Here is a 22,442-nt window from a genome sequence, read left to right on the forward strand (position 1 = left end):
ACCCCCCCAATTCTATAACGGATTGGGGGGGTCCTAATATTTTAATAACCAATTTATAGATTGAGCCCTGATATTCCAAGTGATCCGCATTTTCTCCTTGAGGATTTGTAATCCTAACTAAGGGACCTATGCACGTGTAAAATTCTCTACTCACATGTGATTTCAGAATTCTACTAGGTTTCAATAACATAGGTTCTAATTAACTTTTGATTATCGAATACGTGTACTCTTCCGCATCCATTACAGTTCCAGACATCATAACTTGGTAAAGGAATATCTGAAACATACTCCAGCTCCAATATGCTATCATACTCTCTGTCCGTATAGACTCGTAACTGAACATCATTAGGGCAAGAAGTATTCGAGAGCACTTCTCCACACTTACATACAAATTTAGCCATTGTAGCGTTCCTTTCTTCTGATCGAATCATTGTATTCTTAAGAGTATGTCGAGTTGTTTGTGCGTAATATATCCTTAGATAATTTGGTATAGTTGGTAAAAGGTTATATTTTTCATGCATTGCATGTGCATACAGGCATATTAGAGGAATATTAAACGGGGGTGATAAGGGTTAAGTTCTTTCGGGGATTGCCGCCCAATTCATTCGGCACTGGGTGGGGGCTACAAGAAAAAGAAACCACATGGAGTTGTTACACCCGCATGTGGCTAAGTTACTGATTACGACGCAACCTATAAATTAGTTGTTGATAGTTTAGAAAATTGATAAACTATCATCTTCCACTTCACCAAATAAAGTGAATTCTATCGTGTAACGTCCTGCATACAGATTTCTATAATGCAGTTCTAAAGTAACTACTACATGATTATAACCATCCTCCGGCCAATTTGTAATTCTCAACGCAACTGTGCCGATGGATAAATCCAATTCACTTGCCGTAAAGTCCGGAAATGATTTTTGGAACTCTTTATTATGTTCTTTTTCAAAATTGTTGAAATAGTTCCAAAAACTTTTGACGCTTCGTTCTTCCAACCTTTTTTCCGTGACAAACTTCTTTAATCCCTCGACATCCATGTTTTTTCCTACTTTCTACTTTTTATGACGTCCAAAGTAAGTGAAAACAACCTTGCCCAGTTTATCATCCCAATTACCGTATATACGATAATCACCAAACTCTTTGGAAATATTCTTCAGCTCATACTGATACCAATTACCGTTGATTTTTGTTCCTTGGCCAGTAAGTCTTGTTATTCCCGCTTCTCCCTCTGCTCTAACAAATCCCTTATCCATTGCTTTCAGGAATTCGCCAATGCCTTTTTTCCCAATTTTATTTCTAACCTCATTGTATACAGAATGCTTGATAAATCCATCTGTTACATTTTTGATAGATAGTGCGGCCCCGCCCCCACCAGATAAATATGCCATTTTATCTGCTGACCACACAAGAAATCCAAAACCTAACGGATCATTTTCAATCCAACTAAATGTGCTGGCCCAAGCAATCTCCATAACTATGTCCTCGGGAATGATAGTATCGGTTGACTGCATGATCTCGGCTTCACTCCATCCAGCCTTTCTCATTTGATTACGTAACTTTTCAGCTTCAGAGGACCAATACGCCATACCCTTTTTATCATTCTTTTGGTGCGCCTCATCCCACTTCCATTTCATCTCATTAATGGTCCAGTTAGCAGCCCGATCTGTCGCCCAATGACCAGTCGGGTCGGTATAAATCAACGGATTATTATGCACATACGTATAAAGATTCAACGTCAGCGGATTATTAAGCTCCCCCTCATACGTATCCTCATTTATAAACCGCCCAACGCTTGGGTCATACCATCTAGCCCTTAGATATTGAAGTTTTGTTGTGTCATCCCATAACTCGCCAGATGACCTGAATGCCCGCCTGGATAAGCAGATTCCGAATCTGTACACCGGCAGCCTTGTGCGTATTCTCATCCATAACCATCAACGGACTCAGTAACTGGCGTTCCTGAAGGAAAGGGACGATCTCAAGCATGGCTCCAGAATTCAGCGATACATGGAGATTGGCTGAAATCTCGTTCAATTTGCTCATCTTCGCAGAAGCCTCCTATCCTTACTCGGCCGATTTCTTAATCGCCTTCAGCCGTTTCATGACATCATTCTCACCACGCCCGAAATAATCATGCAGCTTGCTGTACTCCTCGTACAGGCGTTCATAAATTTCAACATTCGCGGGAATCGGCTTGAAGGTCTCCTCTTTCACTCTGGCCATGCTTGCCGCCGCATCAATGATCGAGTTATATCCACCTGCTTCCGCTCCAGCTGCAACAGCTGCGAACATCGCCGCACCGAGCGCCGGGGTCTGCTTGGAGTCAGCAATATAAATTTCACGATTGGTAACATCTGCATAGATCTGCATAAGCAGACGGTTCTTCTGCGGCAATCCGCCACAGGCGTAGAGCGCGTCAACAGGTACCCCGCTCGAGTGAAAAGCATCCACAATCTTCCGGGTCCCAAATGCCGTTGCCTCCAAGAGCGCTCGATAGACCTCCTGCGGCTTGGTTAATAGAGTCAGGCCAAGAATCATACCCGTCAGATCGGTATCTACCAGAACAGACCGATTCCCATTCCACCAGTCGAGCGCAAGCAATCCCGTCTCACCCGGCCGGTAAGCCGCAGCCTCTCTCTCCAGCCACTGATGAATCCCTAGCCCTTCCTTCTCAGCCTGATCTTTCACATATGCAGGGAGCGACTCTTCCACGAACCACTCAAAGATATCACCAACTGCGGATTGACCCGCTTCATATCCGTAGAGCCCCGGAATGATGCCGTCTTCAACCACGCCGCACATTCCTTCCACCTGCTTCTCCTCGGTACCCAGCAGCATATGGCAGATGGAAGTTCCCATTGCCATGACCAGCTTCCCGGGAGTTACCACGCCTACAGCTGGGACCGCAGCATGCGCATCCACATTCCCTACCGCAACAGCGATCCCGGGCTTAAGACCGGTAAGCTCTGCCAACGCGTCGGTTAACCCGCCTGCCGGGGAACCGAGGGCTATAACCTCGCCACGCAGCTTCGTATCCGTAAGGTTCTCGAGTCTTGGGTCCAGTGCTTTGAAATATTCTTTGCTCGGGAACCCCGTCTGCTTATGCCAGATCGCTTTGTAACCGGCAGTACAGCTGTTACGCACCACCTTACCGGTCATTTGCGAGATGACCCAATCCGTAGCTTCCAGAAATAGATCCGTACGTTCATAAATCTCCGGAGCTTCGTCAAGGATCTGCCAGATCTTCGCGATCATCCATTCCGAGGAGATCTTGCCGCCATATCTGGGGAGAAAGTCTTCTCCCCGCTCAGCGGCAATCTGATTAATCTTGTCGGCTTCCGGCTGGGCCGCATGGTGCTTCCACAGCTTCACCCAGCTGTGAGGGTCATTCACGAATTCCTCACGGAAACACAGCGGCTCACCGGCTTCATCAACAGGCAGCATTGTACATGCCGTGAAGTCAATACCAATTCCTATCACGTCTTCGGGCTTAACGCCTGATTCCTTAAGGACTGCAGGAATTGATCTCCGGAGCACTTCCAGATAGTCATCCGGGTGTTGCAGAGCCCAGTCATGGTCAAGCTTGACACCTGAACCTGGCAAGTATTCATCTATGACATGATGGGGATACGGGGTTACATGATCGGCCACTTCATGGCCGCTCGACAATTCCACAAGCACCGCCCGGCCGGATTGGGTACCGTAGTCCACCCCAATCGTATATTTCTTTTCCATATCGGCTTCCTCCCACAGATCGAATTAATTATGACTGATTATTTCTGTCCGTAATAAGCGTTCACACCATGCTTCCGTAAATAATGGCGGTCAAGCAGCACCTGGTCCATAGGCGCGGATTCTGGATTCAGCGTTAGCATACGCCCTGCAATCTTAGCGACTTCCTCCAGCACGACCGCATTGTGCACGGCATGATTGGCATCCTTGCCCCAGACGAATGGAGCATGCGCGTGAACCAGAACACCTGGGATCTGATTAGGGTCGAGGTCCCTGAATCTTTCGACGATTACATTTCCGGTCTCCCTTTCATAATCGCCTTCGATCTCCGCCTTGGTCATAGGCCGGGTTACCGGGATCTCTCCATAGAAATAGTCTGAATGGGTTGTTCCATACGCCGGAAGTGAGCGGCCTGCTTGAGCCCAGCTTGTTCCCCAAGGAGAATGCGTGTGCACAATGCCGCCAATATCCGGGAATGAACGATATAACACAACATGTGTAGGTGTGTCTGAAGAAGGGCGAAGCTCCCCTTCAACTACCCTGCCCTCCATATCCACCACAACCATCTGCTCAGCCTTGAGTTCCTCATAGGGCACTCCACTTGGCTTAATCACGATGAGCCCCTTCTCCCGGTCGATCCCGCTGACATTTCCCCATGTGAACGTGACCAGATGATGTTTGGGCAAAGCTAGATTGGCCTCCAGCACCTGTTGTTTGAGTGCTTCAAGCATGTACAGACACATCCTCTCAGTAAAATGTTGTACGTACAAGTTAGTGCAGGAAAGTCCACAACTGGACTTTATTTATCCTCTTCCGTCATCTGATCCTTAGCTCCTTCTCTGGACAGATTGACGCTCGATTAGTTCCGGCTCGAATATTGTATCCTCAAAGATACTTCCTTGTTCAATCATGCTGATCAGCTGCCTCGCGGCCATCTCGCCCATTGTAGTCTTGGGGTGCGTTAGTGTGGTTAGGCGCGTGCCCAGGGACAGACTGGAGTCGTCGAATCCGATGAAGGAGATATCCTCTGGAATCCGGAGACCACATACCGCGGCTGCCTCCATAAGTCCCACCGCTAGTTCATCGTTATAACATACAAAAGCTGTAGGCCGGTCCTGCTCGCTGCCTCTAAGCAGCTCAAGCGCCTGTTTGTAGGGAAGGTCTGTCTTTTGCTCGGTGGTATAAGTTACCACATGCTGCGGCGACACCGTGATCCCGCGCTCCCGGTGTGCATGCAGGAAGCCTTTTAACCGATTCACACCCTGCAGGTCATCCCGCTTGAAGAAGCCCGCAATCTGTGTATGGCCATTCTCCAGTAGATGAAGCGCCGCCTTATATCCACCTGCCGCATCGTTCACGCTAAGACTCGGACATTCCAGCTCGCGGTATTTCTCGTTAATCATCAGATAGGGAATATTCTTCTGCTGCAGCTCGAGGAAATAACCAAGATTGGGATTGCCCTCCGCGCTCTTGGTCGGTTCAATAATAAGACCGCTTAGAGGCTGGCTTGTCATGAGTTGAAGGCTCTCCATCTCCTTCTCCTTCTTGTTGTCCGTACTGGACAGTAGCAGCCGATATCCGGACTTCCGCAGCTCGGCTTCCGCCCCTCTTACAATATGCGGAAAAATATAATCCGAAATATAAGTGGTAATTATCCCAATTGTCTTAACCTGTTCTCCAACACGCCGGCCCGGATTTCTTGCAAAAGTCCCCTTGCCCTGAATCCGTTCGAGCCAGCCTTCCTTCTCCAGCTCTCCAAAGGTCTGGCGAACCGTCTGGCGGCTTAACTTGAATTGTTCAGATATCTCATTCTCGGACGGGAACTGCTTGCCCGCCTGCAGTCTGCCTGATTCCAGCCAGGACAGCAGCTCTTCCTTCAACTGCAAATACTTTGGAATTCGTCGATTACCCATACGTCACCTCAGCCACCGCTCTTGTTATTTACGGGTTATTGTAACACAGACTGGGTGAACAGAGCAGATCTTATCGGTGCAATCGGTATGCTGTGTCACTCCATAATAGTTCATTCTTGAATCTTGAGATCGTTGTGTTCTTGTCGATCACTACGGCTTCAATGCCTGCCATCTCGGCAAAGTCCGTCAGGTTCTCAGCGCTAATTGCGTATGAGAGAACCGTATGATGAGCTCCGCCCGCCAGGATCCAGGCCTCCGCAGATTCACGCAGGGATGGCTGCGGCTTCCACAGTACACGGGCGACCGGAAGCTTCGGCATCGGCTTATCGACCTGAACGCCATCCACTACATTAACAAGCAGACGGAACCGGTGACCCAGGTCAACGAGAGAAGCATTTACCGCAGCACCGCCCTGTCCGTCAAAGACGATCCGTGCCGGGTCCTCCTTACCTCCAATACTTAATGGATGAACCTGAATCGATGGCTTGGTTGCCGCGATGGTAGGACATACTTCCAGCATGTGAGCGCCCAGAATCATGTGGTTGCCCGGCTCGAAATGATAGGTGTAATCCTCCATAAAAGAGGTGCTCTTGTTATCCGCCAGCACTTTGAGAACACGTGTCAGCGCAGCTGTCTTCCAGTCTCCTTCGCCGCCGAAGCCGTACCCGGCTTCCATCAGCCGCTGCACCGCAAGCCCAGGAAGCTGCTTAAGACCATGAAGATCCTCGAAGGTCGTTGTGAAGGCGCCAAACCCACCGTCCTTCAAGAAGTGCCGCAGTGCGATCTCAAGCTTGGCCTGATAGGCAATGGAATCTCTTACTGGTCCAGCGCTTAAGCCTTCTTTAGTTATGGTATATTGCTCCGCATATTCCGCCAGCAGCGCGTTCACTTCCGCGTCGTCAACCTCCTGAAGCACCTTAGCGAGATCACCAACTCCGTAGCCATTTACAGACCAACCAAGCTTGATCTGCGCCTCCACCTTGTCGCCGTCGGTCACAGCCACTTCGCGCATGTTGTCCCCGAAGCGGGCAACCTTTAATCTCCGGCTCTCTGCAAAAGCGGCTGCGGTACGCATCCAGCCAGCGATTCCATCACGGACTTCGCCATCCTCCCAGTGTCCCACAACGATTTTGCGGGCGATGCCAAGCCGTGCGCCGATGTGGCCGTATTCCCGGTCTCCGTGGGCGGATTGGTTCAAATTCATGAAATCCATATCAATCGTCTCCCAAGGAATATCCCTGTTGAACTGGGTATGGAAATGAAGCAGCGGCTTCTGCAGCTGGGACAGCCCGGCGATCCACATTTTTGCAGGCGAGAAAGTATGCATCCAGGTTATAATCCCGGCGCAGGACTCATCCCCGTTCGCTTCAAGAATTAGCTTATATATTTCATCCGGTGTGGTTACGATTGGCTTGAATAGAACAGGATAAGTGAACTTGGGGTCCTTATCCAGCTGTTCTGCAATAATACGCGAGTGCTCCGCAACCTCCTCAAGAGTCTCGGGTCCATACAAATGCTGACTCCCTGTTACAAACCAAAATGAATGCGGTTTCAAATTCATTTACTAACGCCTCCCAAAATGATAGATAGAATAACTCAAATAACCTCATACGTACAAGCTGCTGATAATATGAATAAATAGCTAATTGTACGTACAACTTAAGTTGAGTTTATTGTAGCTCCTTCGTTGAAAAAATACAACCTTCTTTTTAACTAATAGCTCGATTGGGTCTATCCAAATAAAAAAAGCACCAAAATGGTGCTAGCCTATTATTCCCTATATCATTTATTAAGGATAACCTTGAAGGTAGTTCCTTCACCCAGCACGCTGGCTGCCGTGATCTCCCCTCCATGCAGGTCTATGATCTTCTTCACCAGAGAGAGTCCGAGGCCGCTTCCCCCGGCTTCCCGGTTCCTTGACTTATCGGCCTTGTAGAATCTTTCGAAGATATGAGTCATGTCCTCATTAGCAATTCCGATCCCGTTATCTGCAACCAGAACTTCCACCTGGCTTCCCGATTTGCGCATGCTGATCTTGATCCAGCCGCCGGGGGCCGTGAACTTGATACTGTTATGAAGCAGGTTGATCCACACTTGACTCATCAGGTCTTCTTCAGCCTTGATCATCGTCTCTTCCAGCTCAAGTTCAATGTTAAGATCCTTGCCGCTCCACTGCGTCTCTGCCGATAGGACAACCCGCCGGATTTGCTTATCCAGCCTGTACTGCTTTTTCTCAAATAGCGGTTCAGTGGATTCCAGTGCAGTCAACTTCAACAGATTATCACTCAGCTTGGACAGCCTTTGGCTTTCGGATTCAATAATGCCCAGATAGTGCCTTCTTGTCTGCGGACTTACTTCTTCTTCCTGGAGCAGTGCCCGGGCGAACCCGCCTATGGATGTAAGCGGAGACTGAATTTCATGGGATACGCTTGAGATGAACTCCTGCCGCATGGTCTCCATCGTCCCAAGCTCGCTGACCATTTCATTGATTGTCGCTACGACCTTCTCATAACCTTCTTCATACTGTTCTGTGTCCAGGCGCACGGAAAAGTCACCTTTGGATACCCGTTTCATCGCATCGATAATATTGTTAATTTTACGGATTTCCCTTTTTCTGATCAGTAGATTAATCAATATAGACGTAATGATAAGCAGGAAAGTACCTAGTCCAAAAAAGGATATATACTCTACATATTCAGAAAAAGTACTTGGCCGACCTTGATATTGTGACTTGATCCAATAAGCTAGTGATGCCGCCATAAATGCGACGACAATCAGGATCAGGATATCGACAATCAGCTTCATGACGTTTTTGAGCTTTTTCAATTTTGAACCTCCAGCCGGTAACCCAATCCCCGTATCGTTCGAATCCTGAAATTCCCCTTCTCTTCCGGGAACCGCTCCCTCAGCCGATTGATATGAACATCCAGGGTTCTCTCATTTCCTTCAAAATCATAACCCCAGATTTCTTCAATCAACTGATCCCGAGTTAACGTGGCCCCCGGGTAGCTTGCCAGCTTGAAGAGCAGCTCGAATTCTTTCAAGGGCAGATTGAGCGCATCGGCACCCAAGGTCACTTCATAAGTTCTCCGGTTCATTTGAACCTGTCCTGCTGTAACAACTTGGGAAGAGGAGATCTGATACCGCTTGAGAAGGGCCTTGACTCTGGCCAACAGCACCGGAGGATCAAATGGCTTCACTAGATAGTCGTCTGTTCCCAGGTCAAATCCCTTCACGACCTGGGAACTCTCGCCTTTAGCTGTTAGCATAAGGAGAGGAAAGTCATAATGTCTGCGCAGCTCCCTGCAGAGCTGCCACCCATCCATATTGGGCATCATGATGTCCAGCACGACCATATCCACCTTTTCCTTCTCAAGCAGGGTCAATGCTTCAAGTCCATCCGACGCCTCAATACTAACCATCCCCGCACCCTCAAGAAATACGGTAACCAGCTCCCGGATGTGAGGATCGTCATCTACTACCATAATCCTGGCCATCAATGATCACCTGACTTCTCTGATAAGACTTGTTCGTCCAGAACCTTATTCTGGAACTGTTGAGTGGCGAACTTTCTGTACATTTCATGCGTCCCCAGCAGTTCGGCATGGGTGCCTCTTCCCGTAAGCCTTCCTTGTTCGATAAATAGAATCTGATCGGCTCTTACGACGGTCGATAAGCGGTGCGCGATGACAACGGTCGTTCTTCCATTCATCAGGTTATGAAGAGCCTTCTGAACCACCACTTCTGATTGGCTGTCCAGACTTGAAGTTGCCTCATCCAGCATAAGGATCTTAGGATCTCTAAGCAGTGCTCTGGCGATCGCAAGCCGCTGCCGCTGACCTCCTGACAGCTTAATTCCCCGTTCTCCTACATCCGTATCAAGCCCTCTGGGCAGCTCCCGAATGAACTTATCAGCATAAGCCATCTCTGCTGCCTGCCAAATAACCTGCTCCCCCACTTCCGACTCTACCCCATAACACAGATTCTCCCGGATGGTTCCCGCAATCATGGGACTGTCTTGGGAGACATATCCGATCTCTCTGCGCCAGGCCTCCAAAGCAATTTCATCAATAGGCTGGTTACCTAACAGGATTCGGCCTTCACAAGGTTTATAGAACCTTTCTAGCAAGGAGAAAAGAGTTGTCTTGCCGCTTCCGCTTGGCCCTACAATAGCTGTAACTTTACCTGGCTCCATCTCACAAGAAATCTCATGAAGAACCGGTTCTTCGCGGTTATAACTGAAAGACAAGTTCTCAATCCGTATGGGTTGATTCCCTGCAGGAGACTTGCTGCCTCTTGAATACTCTTCCTCTTCTGCGTTCAGAAGCTCAATCATACGCTCTGTAGCTCCCTTGGCCTTCTGGAATTGAGTGAAAAATGTGGTCAGCTGAGTCATGGGCATTACGATCTGAATCAGGTAGAGGATGTAGGCAACCAGCTCCCCGGCTGAGAATACACCACTGGATACCTGCATCCCTCCGTAACCAATAATTATAACCAGCAGCATCATTAGAACAAGGGACATTACAGGGCCAATCCAGGCACTGACTTTCCCTTCTCGAACACCGTAGCGGAGGAGACGTGTAATCCCCTCTTTTCCATTCACGTATTCCCTGCTTTCGGCATTGGAGGCCTTAACCAGTCTGATCTCGGAGAGAACCTGATTGATGGTTGCCGCGAACGAAGCTGTCTCATCCTGCATCCCCAGGGAAATCTTGTACATCTGGCGTCCGAGTGGAACAAGGATTAGAGCCGCTATAGGGATCACCGTGAACATGATCAGTGTCATCTGCCAGTTGAGATACATCAGTATCGCTACAGATCCCGTAATAGAGATAATTCCGCTAAAGAGGATTGTGACATGATCGGAGATCAGGGTTTTGAGGATCAACGTATCATTTGTCAGCCGGCTGCTGGTCTCCCCGGTCCGGTTCTGATCATAGTAGGGTACCGGCAGGATAAGCAGCTTCTTCCACAGACGGTCTCTAAGGGAGGCCACTACCTTCTGTCCGGCGTAGTTAAGCAGATAGATCGATACTCCACTCGCGATCGTCTGAGCAATAAATGCCGCGGCTATAAGCACAATTTGCTCAGGGCTTATTGAGGACAAGGAGAAGCCGTCAACCAATTTCTTCGTGAACATGGGGATCATCAAGCCTACCAAGGTGGAAATGACACTTAGAACTATGGCGAAGACGAGAGCCGGAACCGATGGCCGGGTCTCGCGGATCAACCCGAATAGCGAGCCCGATTTGGAGGCCTTCTTGTTCTGAGGCTGTATTTCACTCATAAGTTTCTCATCCTTCCATTTCGCAATACGGCATACTTCTTTCCGTAATAGAAGAATAACTTACTAATGTGAACTGAACTTAAACCTGAGATATTCAAGGTTATAAATGCTCGATCTCCACACTTAACACATGATCAATCTTTTTGATAAAATAATAAATCTCCGCCGTATACTCCTTCTCCGGCGCGGCAATCACCATATCAATACGCTGTCTGCCATCATCAAGGTCTTTGATTCTCAGTCTGCGGATTTTGTGAGAGGGTCCCTCGGAAGGCTGGCCGGGTACTTTCTTGCGCTCAATGTGGCGAATCAAATCCGTCATGTAATCATTCGTCTCCATTACGATCTTCACGGAGACATCACGTTGATTGAGCTTCTGTGGCCCGATTGATTTAATTAGGTAAGGCACAAAGTTAACAGCAATGATCAACAGCAATACCGTGATTACAGCTTCAATATAGAATCCCGCCCCGATCGCAATTCCAAGCCCGGACGCCGCCCAGATCATAGCGGCAGAAGTAAGTCCTGAAATCGCATCGTTGCTTCTTCTTAGAATTACACCTGCTCCCAAGAAACCGATACCGCTGACAATTTGCGCAGCAAGACGCATCGGATCCATGTTCGGATGGTCCGGGCCGGCAAAACGGTCAAAGGACTCAATGGACACAAGGGTCACCAGACAGCTTGCGACGCAGATAACCATACTGGTCTTAATACCCAGCGGCTTCTGCTTCAGCTGCCTGTCTATTCCAATAAATAAGCCGAACAACAGCGCAAGGCACATTTTCATTACCATTTCAAGATCTAGTTCCATAGTGTGCATTCCCTTCGTATGTATAGTGTGAGTATAATTGTAAATCTCCATATTTGGCAAATTAACACCCACATGAAATTTGAAACACAAAAAGAGCCAAAAAGGCTCTTTTTATCAACACTCTATTAAGCTTGTGTAAGGTTTAGAACTGGGCTGCCAGTTCAGCGGCTTTCTTCACACCGTCTTCAATGATGGAAGCGGCGCGGTCCGGGAATTGGTTGTGACCTTCTACAACAACGACTTCAGGATTATTAATCCCCCAGAAAGCAAGGATGGTCTTCACGTAGTTAAGGGACATTTCCATGCCACTCATCGGTCCTTCTGAGTACACACTGCCACGGGCTTGGAGAAGAGCTACCTTCTTATTGTTAACCAGACCAACAGGTCCTTCAGATGTATATTTGAACGTCTTGCCTGCTTGGGTAAGGTAGTACAGATAAGTAAGCAGCTGAGCCGGAATCGTGAAGTTCCAGAGCGGGAATGCGAATACAACCTTGTCCGCACCGAGGAATTGATCCAGGTAAGTGTTAGCCAGGTCAGCCAGACGCTGCTCTTCAGGTGTAGTCTCGATCCCGTTGCTAAGCTTGTACAAGCCTGTCATCATATCGTTATCGAAGTAAGGCAGGTTGGCTTCGAACAGGTTAAGTTCAGTAACCAGGTCATCGGGGTGAGTTTCTTTGTAAGTCTGCAAGAAGCTCTCATACAGTTTCACAGTTACGGCTTGTTCAACCGGTCTGTTGTTCGCTTTAATAAATAGTACATGTGCCATTAGGGTGAACCTCCTGATTTATATTTTATCATGAAAGAACTTATATAATGTAACTTTCATAAGTATAGTATCTGTTACTTTTATTCTTGTCAACTTCTTTTTTGAGCGGCACCTTAGTCTCTATTGAAACGATGGCTGACTGCTCTCCAGGTTAGGTTGCCCTGAACCCGGAACTATATTCATATGAATGTTCTACGGACGACGCAGGAATCGCAGGAATTGAGCCGCGACAGGGGCATATACAACAAAGACATGGCAGTGCGGAGAGTAACTCTGCGACCACCATGTCTTTGTTTGTTATTACAGGATTATGATCTTGTTATCTTGTTATACATTAACCTTCACATGGGCTTCACGGAATTTCTCAGCCGCAGCCACCATGTTCCGGAGTGAATCCACAGTCTCCTGGACACCTCTAGTCTTGAGACCGCAGTCTGGATTAATCCAGAACAACTTCGGATCAAGCACTTGAAGTGCACGTTCGATCATGGACACCATCTCATCAACGGAAGGCACACGGGGGCTGTGAATATCATACACACCAAGACCAATGCCTAGCGGATAAGTGTGTTCTTCGAAGCTGTGAACCAGTTCTCCGTGGCTTCTGGACGTCTCAATAGAGATTACATCCGCATCCAGTGCTGTAATGGAGTCAATAATATCGTGGAACTCACAGTAGCACATATGGGTGTGGATCTGTGTTGTATCTTTGACAGTGGATGTGCTGAGGCGGAATGCAAGTACCGCCCACTCCAGATAATGATCCCAATCAGCTCTCTTCAGCGGCAGCCCTTCTCTCAGGGCAGGCTCATCCACTTGAATCATCTCAATACCCGCACGCTCAAGTGCTTCCACTTCCTGACGTAAGGCAAGAGCAATCTGATAGGAGACGTTCTCGCGGCTAAGGTCACTGCGGACAAAGGACCAATTAAGGATGGTGATCGGACCGGTAAGCATTCCTTTGACAGGCTTCTTCGTTAAGGACTGGGCATATACCGTCTCATCCACTGTCATCGGCTCGATGAAATCAACATCTCCGTAGATAATCGGTGGTTTCACGCAGCGGGATCCATAGGATTGAACCCAGCCCCCGCTTGTGAACGCGAATCCAGCGAGCTTCTCTCCGAAGAACTCAACCATATCTGTCCGTTCAAATTCCCCGTGAACCAGGACATCGATGCCAATCTCTTCTTGCTTGCGGATCCAGTCAAGGATCTGCTCCTTAACAAATTCCCCATACTGGCTGCTGGACCATTCCCCTTTGCGCCATTTCTGACGCGCAGAACGAATCTCGGTAGTCTGTGGAAAGCTGCCAATGGTCGTTGTCGGTAGAAATGGCAGCTTCCATTTCTTCTCTTGCGCCACTTGTCTAATACTGAAGTCATGCTCACGACTGGATGGCTGGTCAGCGATATTCTCTACAAGACTACGCACATTCTGACGATTTCTAGCTGGGGAAGCGGATAACGCGGACAGAGCTTCCCGGCTCTCCTGGAACTCCCCGGCTACCTGCTCACCATTCGCTTGCTTGGTTAGAAGAACAAGCTCATTCAGCTTCTCTTCCGCAAATGCAAGGGCGTTCTTGAGTACAGGCTCAAGCTTGGTCTCAGTGCGCACAGTTACCGGTACATGCAAAAGGCTGCTTGATGGCTGGACGACGACCTCCGCGCCATTTGCGAGCTTCACGATGTCACTAAGCAGGGCCGACTGGGTATCAAGGTCAGCACGCCAGATATTCCGGCCATCGATTACTCCGGCTCCAAGAGTCTTATCTTGAGGGAAGCCATGCTGACGCAGGGCTTCCAGATTGCGCCCATCGTCATGAACGAAATCAAGTCCAATTCCTTGAACTGGCAGCGCAGCAACTTCAGGATAGAACTCTACGGAACCAAAGTAGGTCTGCAGCTGAACTGACAGCGTAGTTAATTCCTGATTAATTGCTTCGTAAATGTATTTGATATGTTGAAGGTCCTGTTCATCCACCGATGTAACGAGAATCGGTTCATCCACTTGGACCCACTTGACGCCTTCCTGCTCCAATTCCTGCAGTACACGAATGTACAAAGGAAGGAAGGAATCTATCACTTCATTAAGCTTGGTCGAATCATATCCTTTGGAGAGCTTAAGGAAAGTATATAGACCCACAAGCACAGGACGGCCTTCAATACCCAGCTTCTCCTTAGCTTCCCGGTAAGCAGCAAGAGGACGGTTCAGGGTTAGCTGAGGAGTAACTCCCGCCAGTTCTGGAACGATATAGTGATAGTTCGTATTGAACCATTTCGTCATCTCGCTGGCTGTAGCTTCTGTGTTCCCGCGGGCAACTCCATAATAAGTGGACAGCGGAACTTCACCGCCTGTATAGCCAAAGCGGGTAGGAATGATACCAAACATGGAAGCCGTATCTAGAATATGATCATAATAAGTGAAGTCATTTACAGGTATAATCTCAATTCCTTGCTCTTTCTGAAGCTCCAAATTCCCCAGACGAATCACTTCGAGCTGCTGATGAAGCTCGTCTTCTTGAATCTTGCCTGCCCAGAATGCCTCAATCGCTTTCTTCCACTCCCGATTCTCACCAATACGCGGGAAACCAAGGTTACCGCTCTTAACGTTACTCATCTCCTACCCCCATCACTAATTTGTTAGTTAAACATAATCAAAAAGGGCCTTCTCTAACCTGGATAGGTTAAAGAAAGCCCCTTAAGTGCACGCAAGGGTGGCCAACTCTAACACCTCCCTATCTCCCGTAGGTACATCAGTGCTGTCAGAACAGGCAGGTCTCCTGGCTTCAGGATCAACGTCATTACAGCCTTCCCAGCTTACTTGAATAAGCCAGTGGCATGGATCGTAATTAACTCCCCTGATACAGTGGCGGGACCGCGCCGGCTTCACACCGGACTTCCCTATTAAGTCTGAGCCTTAGAGGCTTCAGACACCTGTTCCCACGTTATACAATTATGTTTATAGGAATAATAATACATCAAAACTAATAATAATACAATTTAAATTTATATCCTTATTTCTTTTTTATATCGCCTAGTGTATCTCCTGCTCGGATTAGGAACAACTTTGATTTGGATGCTCCAAGCTGTTGGGACGAATATATTCCGGTGTGGCCGGAGAATAAATAACCAATTACACAAGCCATCAGCATGTATACTCCTGCCTCAGCGCCGAAAAGCTCGATCCCCATGATGAAGCAGGCAAGCGGTGTGTTCGCCGCTCCGCTGAATACAGCAATGAACCCAAGCGCCGCGAAGAAGCCGACTGGCTCATTGAACCAGATTCCAAGTGAACTCCCAAGTGCAGCCCCAATCACGAACAGCGGCGTAACCTCCCCACCCAGGAAACCAGCTCCTAGCGTGAGAGCGGTGAATAGTATTTTGAGCAAAAATGCATAGTCTGGCACATCTCCCGAAAATGCACGCTCGATCAATGGGATCCCGAGTCCAAGGTAATCTCTAGTACCGAAGATGAACACAAGGAGAATGATGACCGTACCCCCAACAAAACTGCGCGCAGCAGGATGTGAGATAAGCTTCGTAAATGTACGCTTGAAATAATGGGTCAGCGTACTGAACAAAAGAGCAGTCAGACCAAAGGCAATCGAAGCCGCCAATACTTTTAGAATAATTATTAGTGACAAATCAGGAACCACATCGATCTGAAAATGCACGTGCTGAATACCCCAGGCCGTAGTGACCAGATTCCCCACCACACTTGCAATGAAACAAGGAAGAAGCGCTTCGTACCGGAGCATGCCAATCACCAGCACTTCAAGAGCAAACACAGTTCCGGCAAGCGGTGTTCCGAAGACGGAGCCAAAGCCGCCGCTTATACCGCACATAAGAATAATCCGTGTGTCTGCCGCGTCAAGCCTCAGCAACCTGCCTACACGTGCCGCAAGGCTTCCCCCCATCTGAATTGCAGTTCCCTCTCTGCCAGCAGAGCCGCCGAATAAATGGGTAATAATCGTTCCCCCTAGTACCAACGGGGCCATGCGCAGAGGAATGCTCTCCTTGCCATGGTGAATGGTCTCCAGAATCAGGTTATTTCCTTTACCGGCATTGCTCCCGATCTTCAGATAAAGGTAGCTCATAAAGGCTCCGCCTACCGGAAGCAAGTACAGTAGCCAGGCATGGTTCATTCTGCTGTCTGTAGCCCAGTCCAAGCCTGCCAGGAAGAGCGCTGAAGCGCTTCCCGACAATGCCCCTACTGCACCGGCAATCCCTAACCATTTCAGCATAAATATAATCATGGCAGCCTGCATATACCGGCTTGAAAATCCATGTATCCTGTCCCGGATCTGCAATAACTTGTTCTCGTTCACGATAAATTTCTCCTTACTTAATAGAGCAGCTGCAAGAATGAGATTGCAGTCTTATAGTGCAACTCTAACTATAACCGAAATTGTCCTGATCTGCTTTGTGCAGGATACCGAGGCACCTGTCCAGATCCGTCTTCACCTGCTTACGATAGAGTTCGGCCTTCTCTTTGCCATCATTCGTAAAGTGATACAGCACAATTTCCTGAAAATCAACGCTGGGATCATTTCCTTTCAGCTTCTTCGTTCTATACAGCACACCTTCTTGTACTAATTCGTGAAGTGCGCGGTAGATCTCACTCTGCGGAGGCAAATAGCCATGAGGTTTGAATTCCGACTTGAGATCCTCTAGCATTTGATAGCCGTATCCTCTGCGTTCCTCTACCATTTTGATCAAGTATAATTTCAAAAATGCCCGCTGTGCAATCATAAATGCCATATTCCTAACCTCCCGGTCTAATATACTCTCTTATTTTCTAGCCGCTTCTATTATATGAAAATTTCATAATAGTGGTCAATTCACCATTTATAACCGGATTTTTGGAATAGAGAGGTAGGTAGATTGGTTGAGTGATTATGTAGCAAAGTGAGGTGGTGGGTTGGGTTTTATTATTGTGAATTTTTCATATGTTGAATTATTAATTACATGGTTGGTTTGTTGGTGAGTTCTTCAGTTATGCCATCATGAAATAAGCTCAGCCTACCTTGTTATAAGGATAGACTGAGCTTAGATTTTACTCGATGTGCTGAACAAGCACGACCTTTTGTTAATGCGTTACGCTCGATCTGAAGTCGTCACGACTTGATTTGTCAGTATAATAGAATACGACATCCCCATCCTGCAGAGCATAGTAATGACCATATGGATCCAAAATGTTGTTGTTGAAGCCCTCAAGCTTCCACTGATTCATTAAAGGAGCATGAATATATTGCAAATGAGGCTCCTTCGTATTCCCTTGATCAATCGTCTCTAGATCGAAATTAACAATAAAATATCCATTTTTCAGAAAAACTGGACTCCGGTCCGTTAACCCCTGATGGGTCCTACCATACTCCGCTAGATTCGTGCCCGCAGCTACCCCGTAAATATCCGCCGGCAGGCTGTATTCGCCATACCATTTCTGTACAGAGGCATTCGCTCTCTGCACATCAACGCCTGATGGAATCGCCTTCTTAGGGCCGATGAATGTACGAACAGCCTCTGGCAGCTGTAACTGCTTTAACCCGCCAACTGGAGTCTTTTTCATAGAGATCTCTCGTAAATAGCTCCGCAGGAAGTCGTCCCGGCTAATCTCCCCGACTTGGCCAAAACTATAATATTGGTCATACTTGTACAAAGCCGTATCGGACAATTCCTCCACTGGGACATTGCGTAGTCTGTCATTCAGAATCACGTACCGTGGATTGGTATCCTCAGCCGAACCTATTCGGACAAAGCTCTTGTCCCCTGCTTTATAATAAAGGTCAATCGGGGTCCGTGTCCTTCCATCTTCACTCACATAATAAAAACTTGGAGTAATCCGAACAGAGTCCTGCACATCGGACATATTTCCTTTGGTCTTCAGGTCAAACTTAAAGTGATACCCGCTCTTAACAGCAACATTCTTGTAACCGGGATTCGGATGACTTCCAGGATGAATGGGAAGCGTGTAAGGCAGAATATTTCCCCTCTTATTCCCATCAATCCCCTGAAGACCTGTCCAATAAGATCGGCCTGAAGGCAAAGATGTCTTTGGAGATGACCGGAATACCTCTTCCCATAAATAATCGGCTATATCCGTCACATGAAAATCATACATTCGTCCAATAACTTCAACTGGAATCGTATGCGCCGCCGCATGATTAGTTAGGATGGTATTCGCATTCGATTGCTCTTCAAAAGGAGACGGCGCATTCTCGGCTATGCTGCGAAACTCCACCTCGTAACTCCCTTCAGCGACCCACACGGGCATATAAAAAGTGGTGTAATCCTGTGAAACAGGGATATCTACCCAGGTGCCTTTGTAAATGTATTGTGTGCGTTCCGCATTGTACACATCGAATGGAAACTTCACCTGCTTATAACGTGTATACTTCGCGTAATCACGGTTCCCATAACCCGGGTTGTTCGTGTGCTGACCTGAGGTGGGGATGTGAATGACAAAGGGTCTATCCAGGATTAATGCTGCCCGGTTCTGATCAGGCTTAGTTTTCTGATTATGCCCGGTATCATCGGATACAGTGGAATAATTCACCACAGGCGTATGTACAGTTACGTTATTGATCTGGCTTATCGGGAACTCTTTCTCACTACTTCCTTTCACATTCTCAGGTAAAAGCTCATAGTACAGAGTGCCAGTACTTGGTGTATCGGCTTTATTTGCTAAGGAGCTGCTAATTAATTGATGATCTTCATATAGGATTCCGTCTGGAATCCTTGCTGGCGCGGGAATTGAAGCTGGTGCCGGACCAGAACTGCTAATCATGCTGTCGTTCATAATTGTTGTACCGTTAAATGTCAGCCTATCGTTCTTAACATCTGGCGGCATCGTCTGTGCTTCTCCCAAGCCTTTTAACTTAAACGTATCATCGGGAACGGGGAGTGGAGCGTAACCATTAGAGGCCAGAACGGGTGGAGTATAGCTAATGGAGCCAGTGTCTTTAGGGAAAACATGCTCGTTCACATCACTATTGTTATCCACGTCTACTTCTGGAAGTGTATAACCGTGAGGTGACATATGCACACTACTTTCTGGCAAAGCATAGTTCTGCATAACAGCATGGTTGATGCCGTAGACCTCGAGCTGTTTGATTTCCCAATAGGAATATTGTCGTGGTTCCAAATTGAAGCTGTAGGTTTTGGTCACCGTATCTGACTTCTCGATATCTGGCTGTGGAACTGGCTTTCCATCAGGACCGGTTGTATCCGGCTGCTTCTCTTTCCAAGTGCGAGCATACGTCACATCTACCGTGCATCTGTAATCAATTGTCCCCTTCATGTTAGCAAAAGTATGCTGGTACAAGTAGTTCAACCCCCAAGCCTGACTGTACAGATTCTCGCTGGTCGGAATTGTCTTCACAGCATCGAAATGCCGGCCATTTGCCGCATCATCCCCGAGAATCTCTCCTGTTCCATTAGGATTCATGAACGAAGTTACCAGGTTGGCTGCCGCAGTCGGTGGATTGATGGTACGAACACAAGAGCCAGTTGAAGGAGGATTGGCAGCTTTTGTATCTACGGTTACTACTTTCTCGGTATGCAGCCAATATTTATCTTTTTTCCAATCAACACTAATGGTTGTCGAACCTTTGGTTACTCCTGTAACAACCCCCGTAGCGCTCACCCTTGCAACGCTTGGGTTGTTGGACTTCCATACCACGTCACTTCGAGTGGTTACGTCTGCAGGAGTGCCGTAGGCTTTCTTTGCTTCCGAGGTAGCCACAGTTGCGGTAAAGCTGGCGACTTCATTTATCGCGATCTTGCTCTTGCCAGTCATGGCAATCTTCTTCTTCTCTACATAGTTAGCTCTCCAGGTGACGTGAACCTGTGTGGTGTACCCTACGCTCCACTTGTTACCGGAGAATTTCTCGTGTTTGTTCCAAATATAAGCTTTAGGTGGGCTTTGACTTTCAATATCACCACCAATGACAGATGTAATTATAAGGTTGGCGCCATCTGGAATTCGTAATGCCCGTGTAGTACTGGTTTGATCTTCTAAAGGAGTCTTATTATTGGCTCCAATGATTTTAGGATCGGACATCATGACATAATCTTTCTCTACTCCATCAAGTAATTGGTATTTATTTTTAGGCAAATACTCTGGCTTGGTCATATTGATTTTGTTCTCAAATTCCGGGCCTTTTTCCGGATACGGGGAACTTAGTGATCCAACAGAGTTATAAATCACTGTGCCCCGATTTGTTTCAGCCACCCACTTTCTATCGTCTCGCTGATAGAGATATACCCCCGGGTTTGCGTCAGCATCCACTTCCCCTTCCCGTACCCAAGTCTGTTCTACTTTCCCTCCCTCCGAAATGGTTTGAGTCATACCTCCTATACCTGCAAGGGAAGCACTAATGTCACCGCCAGCATTAGCAATCTGAGAACCCATCCATATAAGGTTGGGAAGTACTAAAGAACAACTTAATATAATCATGATACTTTTTCTTAAGCGTCCCATCTCTTAGCTCCTTAATAGGTGAACTATCAGTCTAACTTATAGATACTGAAAGTTTTACCACCACTAACTGTAATGCTTACGCCATTATCTTTATCAGAAATAGGAAGGTTTGACAAAATAAATCCATTTCCCCAGAATGTAACCTCAATACCTTTTTTGAAGAAATGTTCTTTATCGACTAATCCCATGAGATAAGGCATCGTTTTAATTCCAAACTTACTGATTGTCCCACTTTTGAAACCTACTAAATGCAAGAATGGGGAACTAGACGAATTGAGATAGGTCATAACATCCATATTGTCAATATTTGATGTAAAAGCATATTCAACAAAAACCTCGTAACGGTCCTTCTTCATTTTAAAGGCAGTTCCATAGTCCTTATCAACAAACATCCGACCATAAAGATTTTTTACATCTGTTGCCTTTGAGGCGTTTACGAGAATAAAACGATTCAACTTAATAGTGGCAATATTATTTTTCAATTGAGTGGACACATTTCGAATCTTTTTAAAGCTTTCCTCAACACCATTATCCTTCGCATACTCAAACCCCAAACTTATCGCATTTGTCCCTGTGAGCCCCACTTCCCTAAACTCCTTCAGATCCTGAAAGGCATCTGGCTTCTTCCCTTGGATGCTTTCAAATCTACGCAAGATCACTGCGGCTTCTGCCCGTGTTGTAGTCTGGGCTGGCCCGAAGCGGCCGTCCGGGTATCCGCCCATCAGTCCGGTTCCGAGGGCAACTGACACATAAGGATAATCGGCCTTATTTAGGCCGCCCTTATAATACTCCGCTACTGGCACTAGAGTATCCGCCGTATCGGACAAGGCCTTCTTGAAGTCCGCGTCCTTGGCCGCCAAGCCTGATGCTACCCACTTGGCCAGCTCCCTGCGTGTTAATGGAATGTTCGGATTGAATCCATTTGGATAGTCGCCGGGAGAGATAAAGCCCTTGCTCACCGCCATATTAACTTCATCTTGGCTCCATCCGGGAATGTTACCAAAACCAGTTATTCCAGCATCCGAAGGGTTGCTCGACGCTCTTGCCAGGATTGCGGCGAATTCCGCCCGGCTGATCGTCGCGTTCGGGTTGAACTTCCCACGCTCATCCCCCTTCATATAACCTTTCGCAGCCGCATACTCAATGTCCGGCTTTGCCCAAGCGGGCAGCTTATCTTTGAAATTAACTGCTCCCTCAGCTGATACGACTGACTCCGCTGCTCCGAGAATACATCCTGCTGCAATGATACCTGTCATTCCTGCCGTAAATGCCTTCCATACCTTCTTACTTCCCATTTAACCTTCACTCTCCCATTTGGAATGTACTTTGCCTCATCACCAGGATGGTAAATTCTAGAATATAGTCCTATTTTAACTTCTATGGAATAGGCATGCAGTCCTCCTTTATATAGTAAAAACGACAAAAAAAGCCGCCACCTTATAC

16 protein-coding genes, 1 pseudogene and 1 riboswitch are annotated in these 22,442 nt (G+C 47.4%); all 17 genes and pseudogenes read right to left on the reverse strand.

All coding sequences use genetic code 11. The features are described 5' to 3' along the window. Positions 1-713 precede the first annotated feature (713 nt). The gene (locus LDO05_RS11395; RefSeq protein WP_251375519.1) at positions 714-1,034 is read right to left on the reverse strand and encodes a hypothetical protein; all 321 of its coding nucleotides are present in this window, start codon (positions 1,032-1,034) and stop codon (positions 714-716) included. 636 nt (positions 1,035-1,670) lie between these two features. Beyond that, positions 1,671-1,862, reverse strand: a pseudogene (locus LDO05_RS19005) (RHS repeat-associated core domain-containing protein); the annotation flags it as partial. Further along, positions 1,834-2,040, reverse strand: coding sequence for a hypothetical protein (locus tag LDO05_RS11405; protein ID WP_251375521.1), 207 nt, complete (start codon positions 2,038-2,040; stop codon positions 1,834-1,836). The gene LDO05_RS11405 and the pseudogene LDO05_RS19005, both read right to left, overlap by 29 nt. A 21-nt stretch (positions 2,041-2,061) precedes the next feature. After that, positions 2,062-3,732 carry a ribulokinase gene (locus tag LDO05_RS11410; RefSeq protein ID WP_251375522.1) on the reverse strand — a complete coding sequence of 557 codons (1,671 nt, stop codon included), beginning with the start codon at positions 3,730-3,732 and terminating at the stop codon, positions 2,062-2,064. 38 nt (positions 3,733-3,770) lie between these two features. Further along, complete coding sequence (gene araD, locus LDO05_RS11415) at positions 3,771-4,460, reverse strand: L-ribulose-5-phosphate 4-epimerase (protein WP_251375523.1); 690 nt, start codon at positions 4,458-4,460, stop codon at positions 3,771-3,773. A gap of 96 nt (positions 4,461-4,556) precedes the next feature. Continuing rightward, a complete protein-coding gene (locus tag LDO05_RS11420; RefSeq protein WP_251375524.1) occupies positions 4,557-5,642 on the reverse strand; it encodes a GntR family transcriptional regulator in 1,086 nt (361 codons plus the stop codon). 70 nt (positions 5,643-5,712) lie between these two features. After that, positions 5,713-7,203 (reverse strand): L-arabinose isomerase, encoded by a 1,491-nt coding sequence (gene araA, locus LDO05_RS11425; protein WP_251375525.1) that lies wholly within the window; start codon positions 7,201-7,203, stop codon positions 5,713-5,715. A gap of 221 nt (positions 7,204-7,424) precedes the next feature. Next, positions 7,425-8,468, reverse strand: a complete 1,044-nt coding sequence (locus LDO05_RS11430; protein WP_251375526.1) for a sensor histidine kinase — start codon at positions 8,466-8,468, stop codon at positions 7,425-7,427. Next, complete coding sequence (locus LDO05_RS11435) at positions 8,465-9,139, reverse strand: response regulator transcription factor (RefSeq protein ID WP_276575509.1); 675 nt, start codon at positions 9,137-9,139, stop codon at positions 8,465-8,467. The genes LDO05_RS11430 and LDO05_RS11435 overlap by 4 nt, the downstream gene beginning before the upstream one ends. Next, positions 9,139-10,932, reverse strand: a complete 1,794-nt coding sequence (locus LDO05_RS11440) for an ABC transporter ATP-binding protein (protein WP_251375528.1) — start codon at positions 10,930-10,932, stop codon at positions 9,139-9,141. Before LDO05_RS11440 ends, LDO05_RS11435 begins: the two co-directional genes overlap by 1 nt. A gap of 100 nt (positions 10,933-11,032) precedes the next feature. Next, on the reverse strand, positions 11,033-11,722 hold the full coding sequence (locus LDO05_RS11445) for an MgtC/SapB family protein (protein ID WP_481856984.1): 690 nt from the start codon (positions 11,720-11,722) through the stop codon (positions 11,033-11,035). A gap of 166 nt (positions 11,723-11,888) precedes the next feature. Continuing rightward, a complete protein-coding gene (locus tag LDO05_RS11450) occupies positions 11,889-12,515 on the reverse strand; it encodes an FMN-dependent NADH-azoreductase (protein ID WP_251375530.1) in 627 nt (208 codons plus the stop codon). 327 nt (positions 12,516-12,842) lie between these two features. Then, on the reverse strand, positions 12,843-15,134 hold the full coding sequence (gene metE / locus LDO05_RS11455) for a 5-methyltetrahydropteroyltriglutamate--homocysteine S-methyltransferase (RefSeq protein WP_251375531.1): 2,292 nt from the start codon (positions 15,132-15,134) through the stop codon (positions 12,843-12,845). Between the two features lie 136 nt (positions 15,135-15,270). After that, positions 15,271-15,470, reverse strand: a riboswitch (cobalamin riboswitch). Between the two features lie 61 nt (positions 15,471-15,531). Beyond that, entirely contained in the window at positions 15,532-16,785 is a 1,254-nt protein-coding gene (locus tag LDO05_RS11460; protein ID WP_251378706.1) for a voltage-gated chloride channel family protein, read from the reverse strand. A 124-nt stretch (positions 16,786-16,909) separates the two neighbouring features. Further along, a complete protein-coding gene (locus tag LDO05_RS11465) occupies positions 16,910-17,278 on the reverse strand; it encodes a replication termination protein (RefSeq protein WP_251375532.1) in 369 nt (122 codons plus the stop codon). Between the two features lie 328 nt (positions 17,279-17,606). After that, complete coding sequence (locus tag LDO05_RS11470) at positions 17,607-20,867, reverse strand: DUF5704 domain-containing protein (protein ID WP_251375533.1); 3,261 nt, start codon at positions 20,865-20,867, stop codon at positions 17,607-17,609. A gap of 158 nt (positions 20,868-21,025) precedes the next feature. After that, a complete protein-coding gene (locus tag LDO05_RS11475) occupies positions 21,026-22,294 on the reverse strand; it encodes an S-layer homology domain-containing protein (RefSeq protein ID WP_251375534.1) in 1,269 nt (422 codons plus the stop codon). Positions 22,295-22,442: the final 148 nt, after the last annotated feature.

The organism is Paenibacillus sp. YPG26 (assembly GCF_023704175.1).
Taxonomy (GTDB): domain Bacteria; phylum Bacillota; class Bacilli; order Paenibacillales; family Paenibacillaceae; genus Fontibacillus.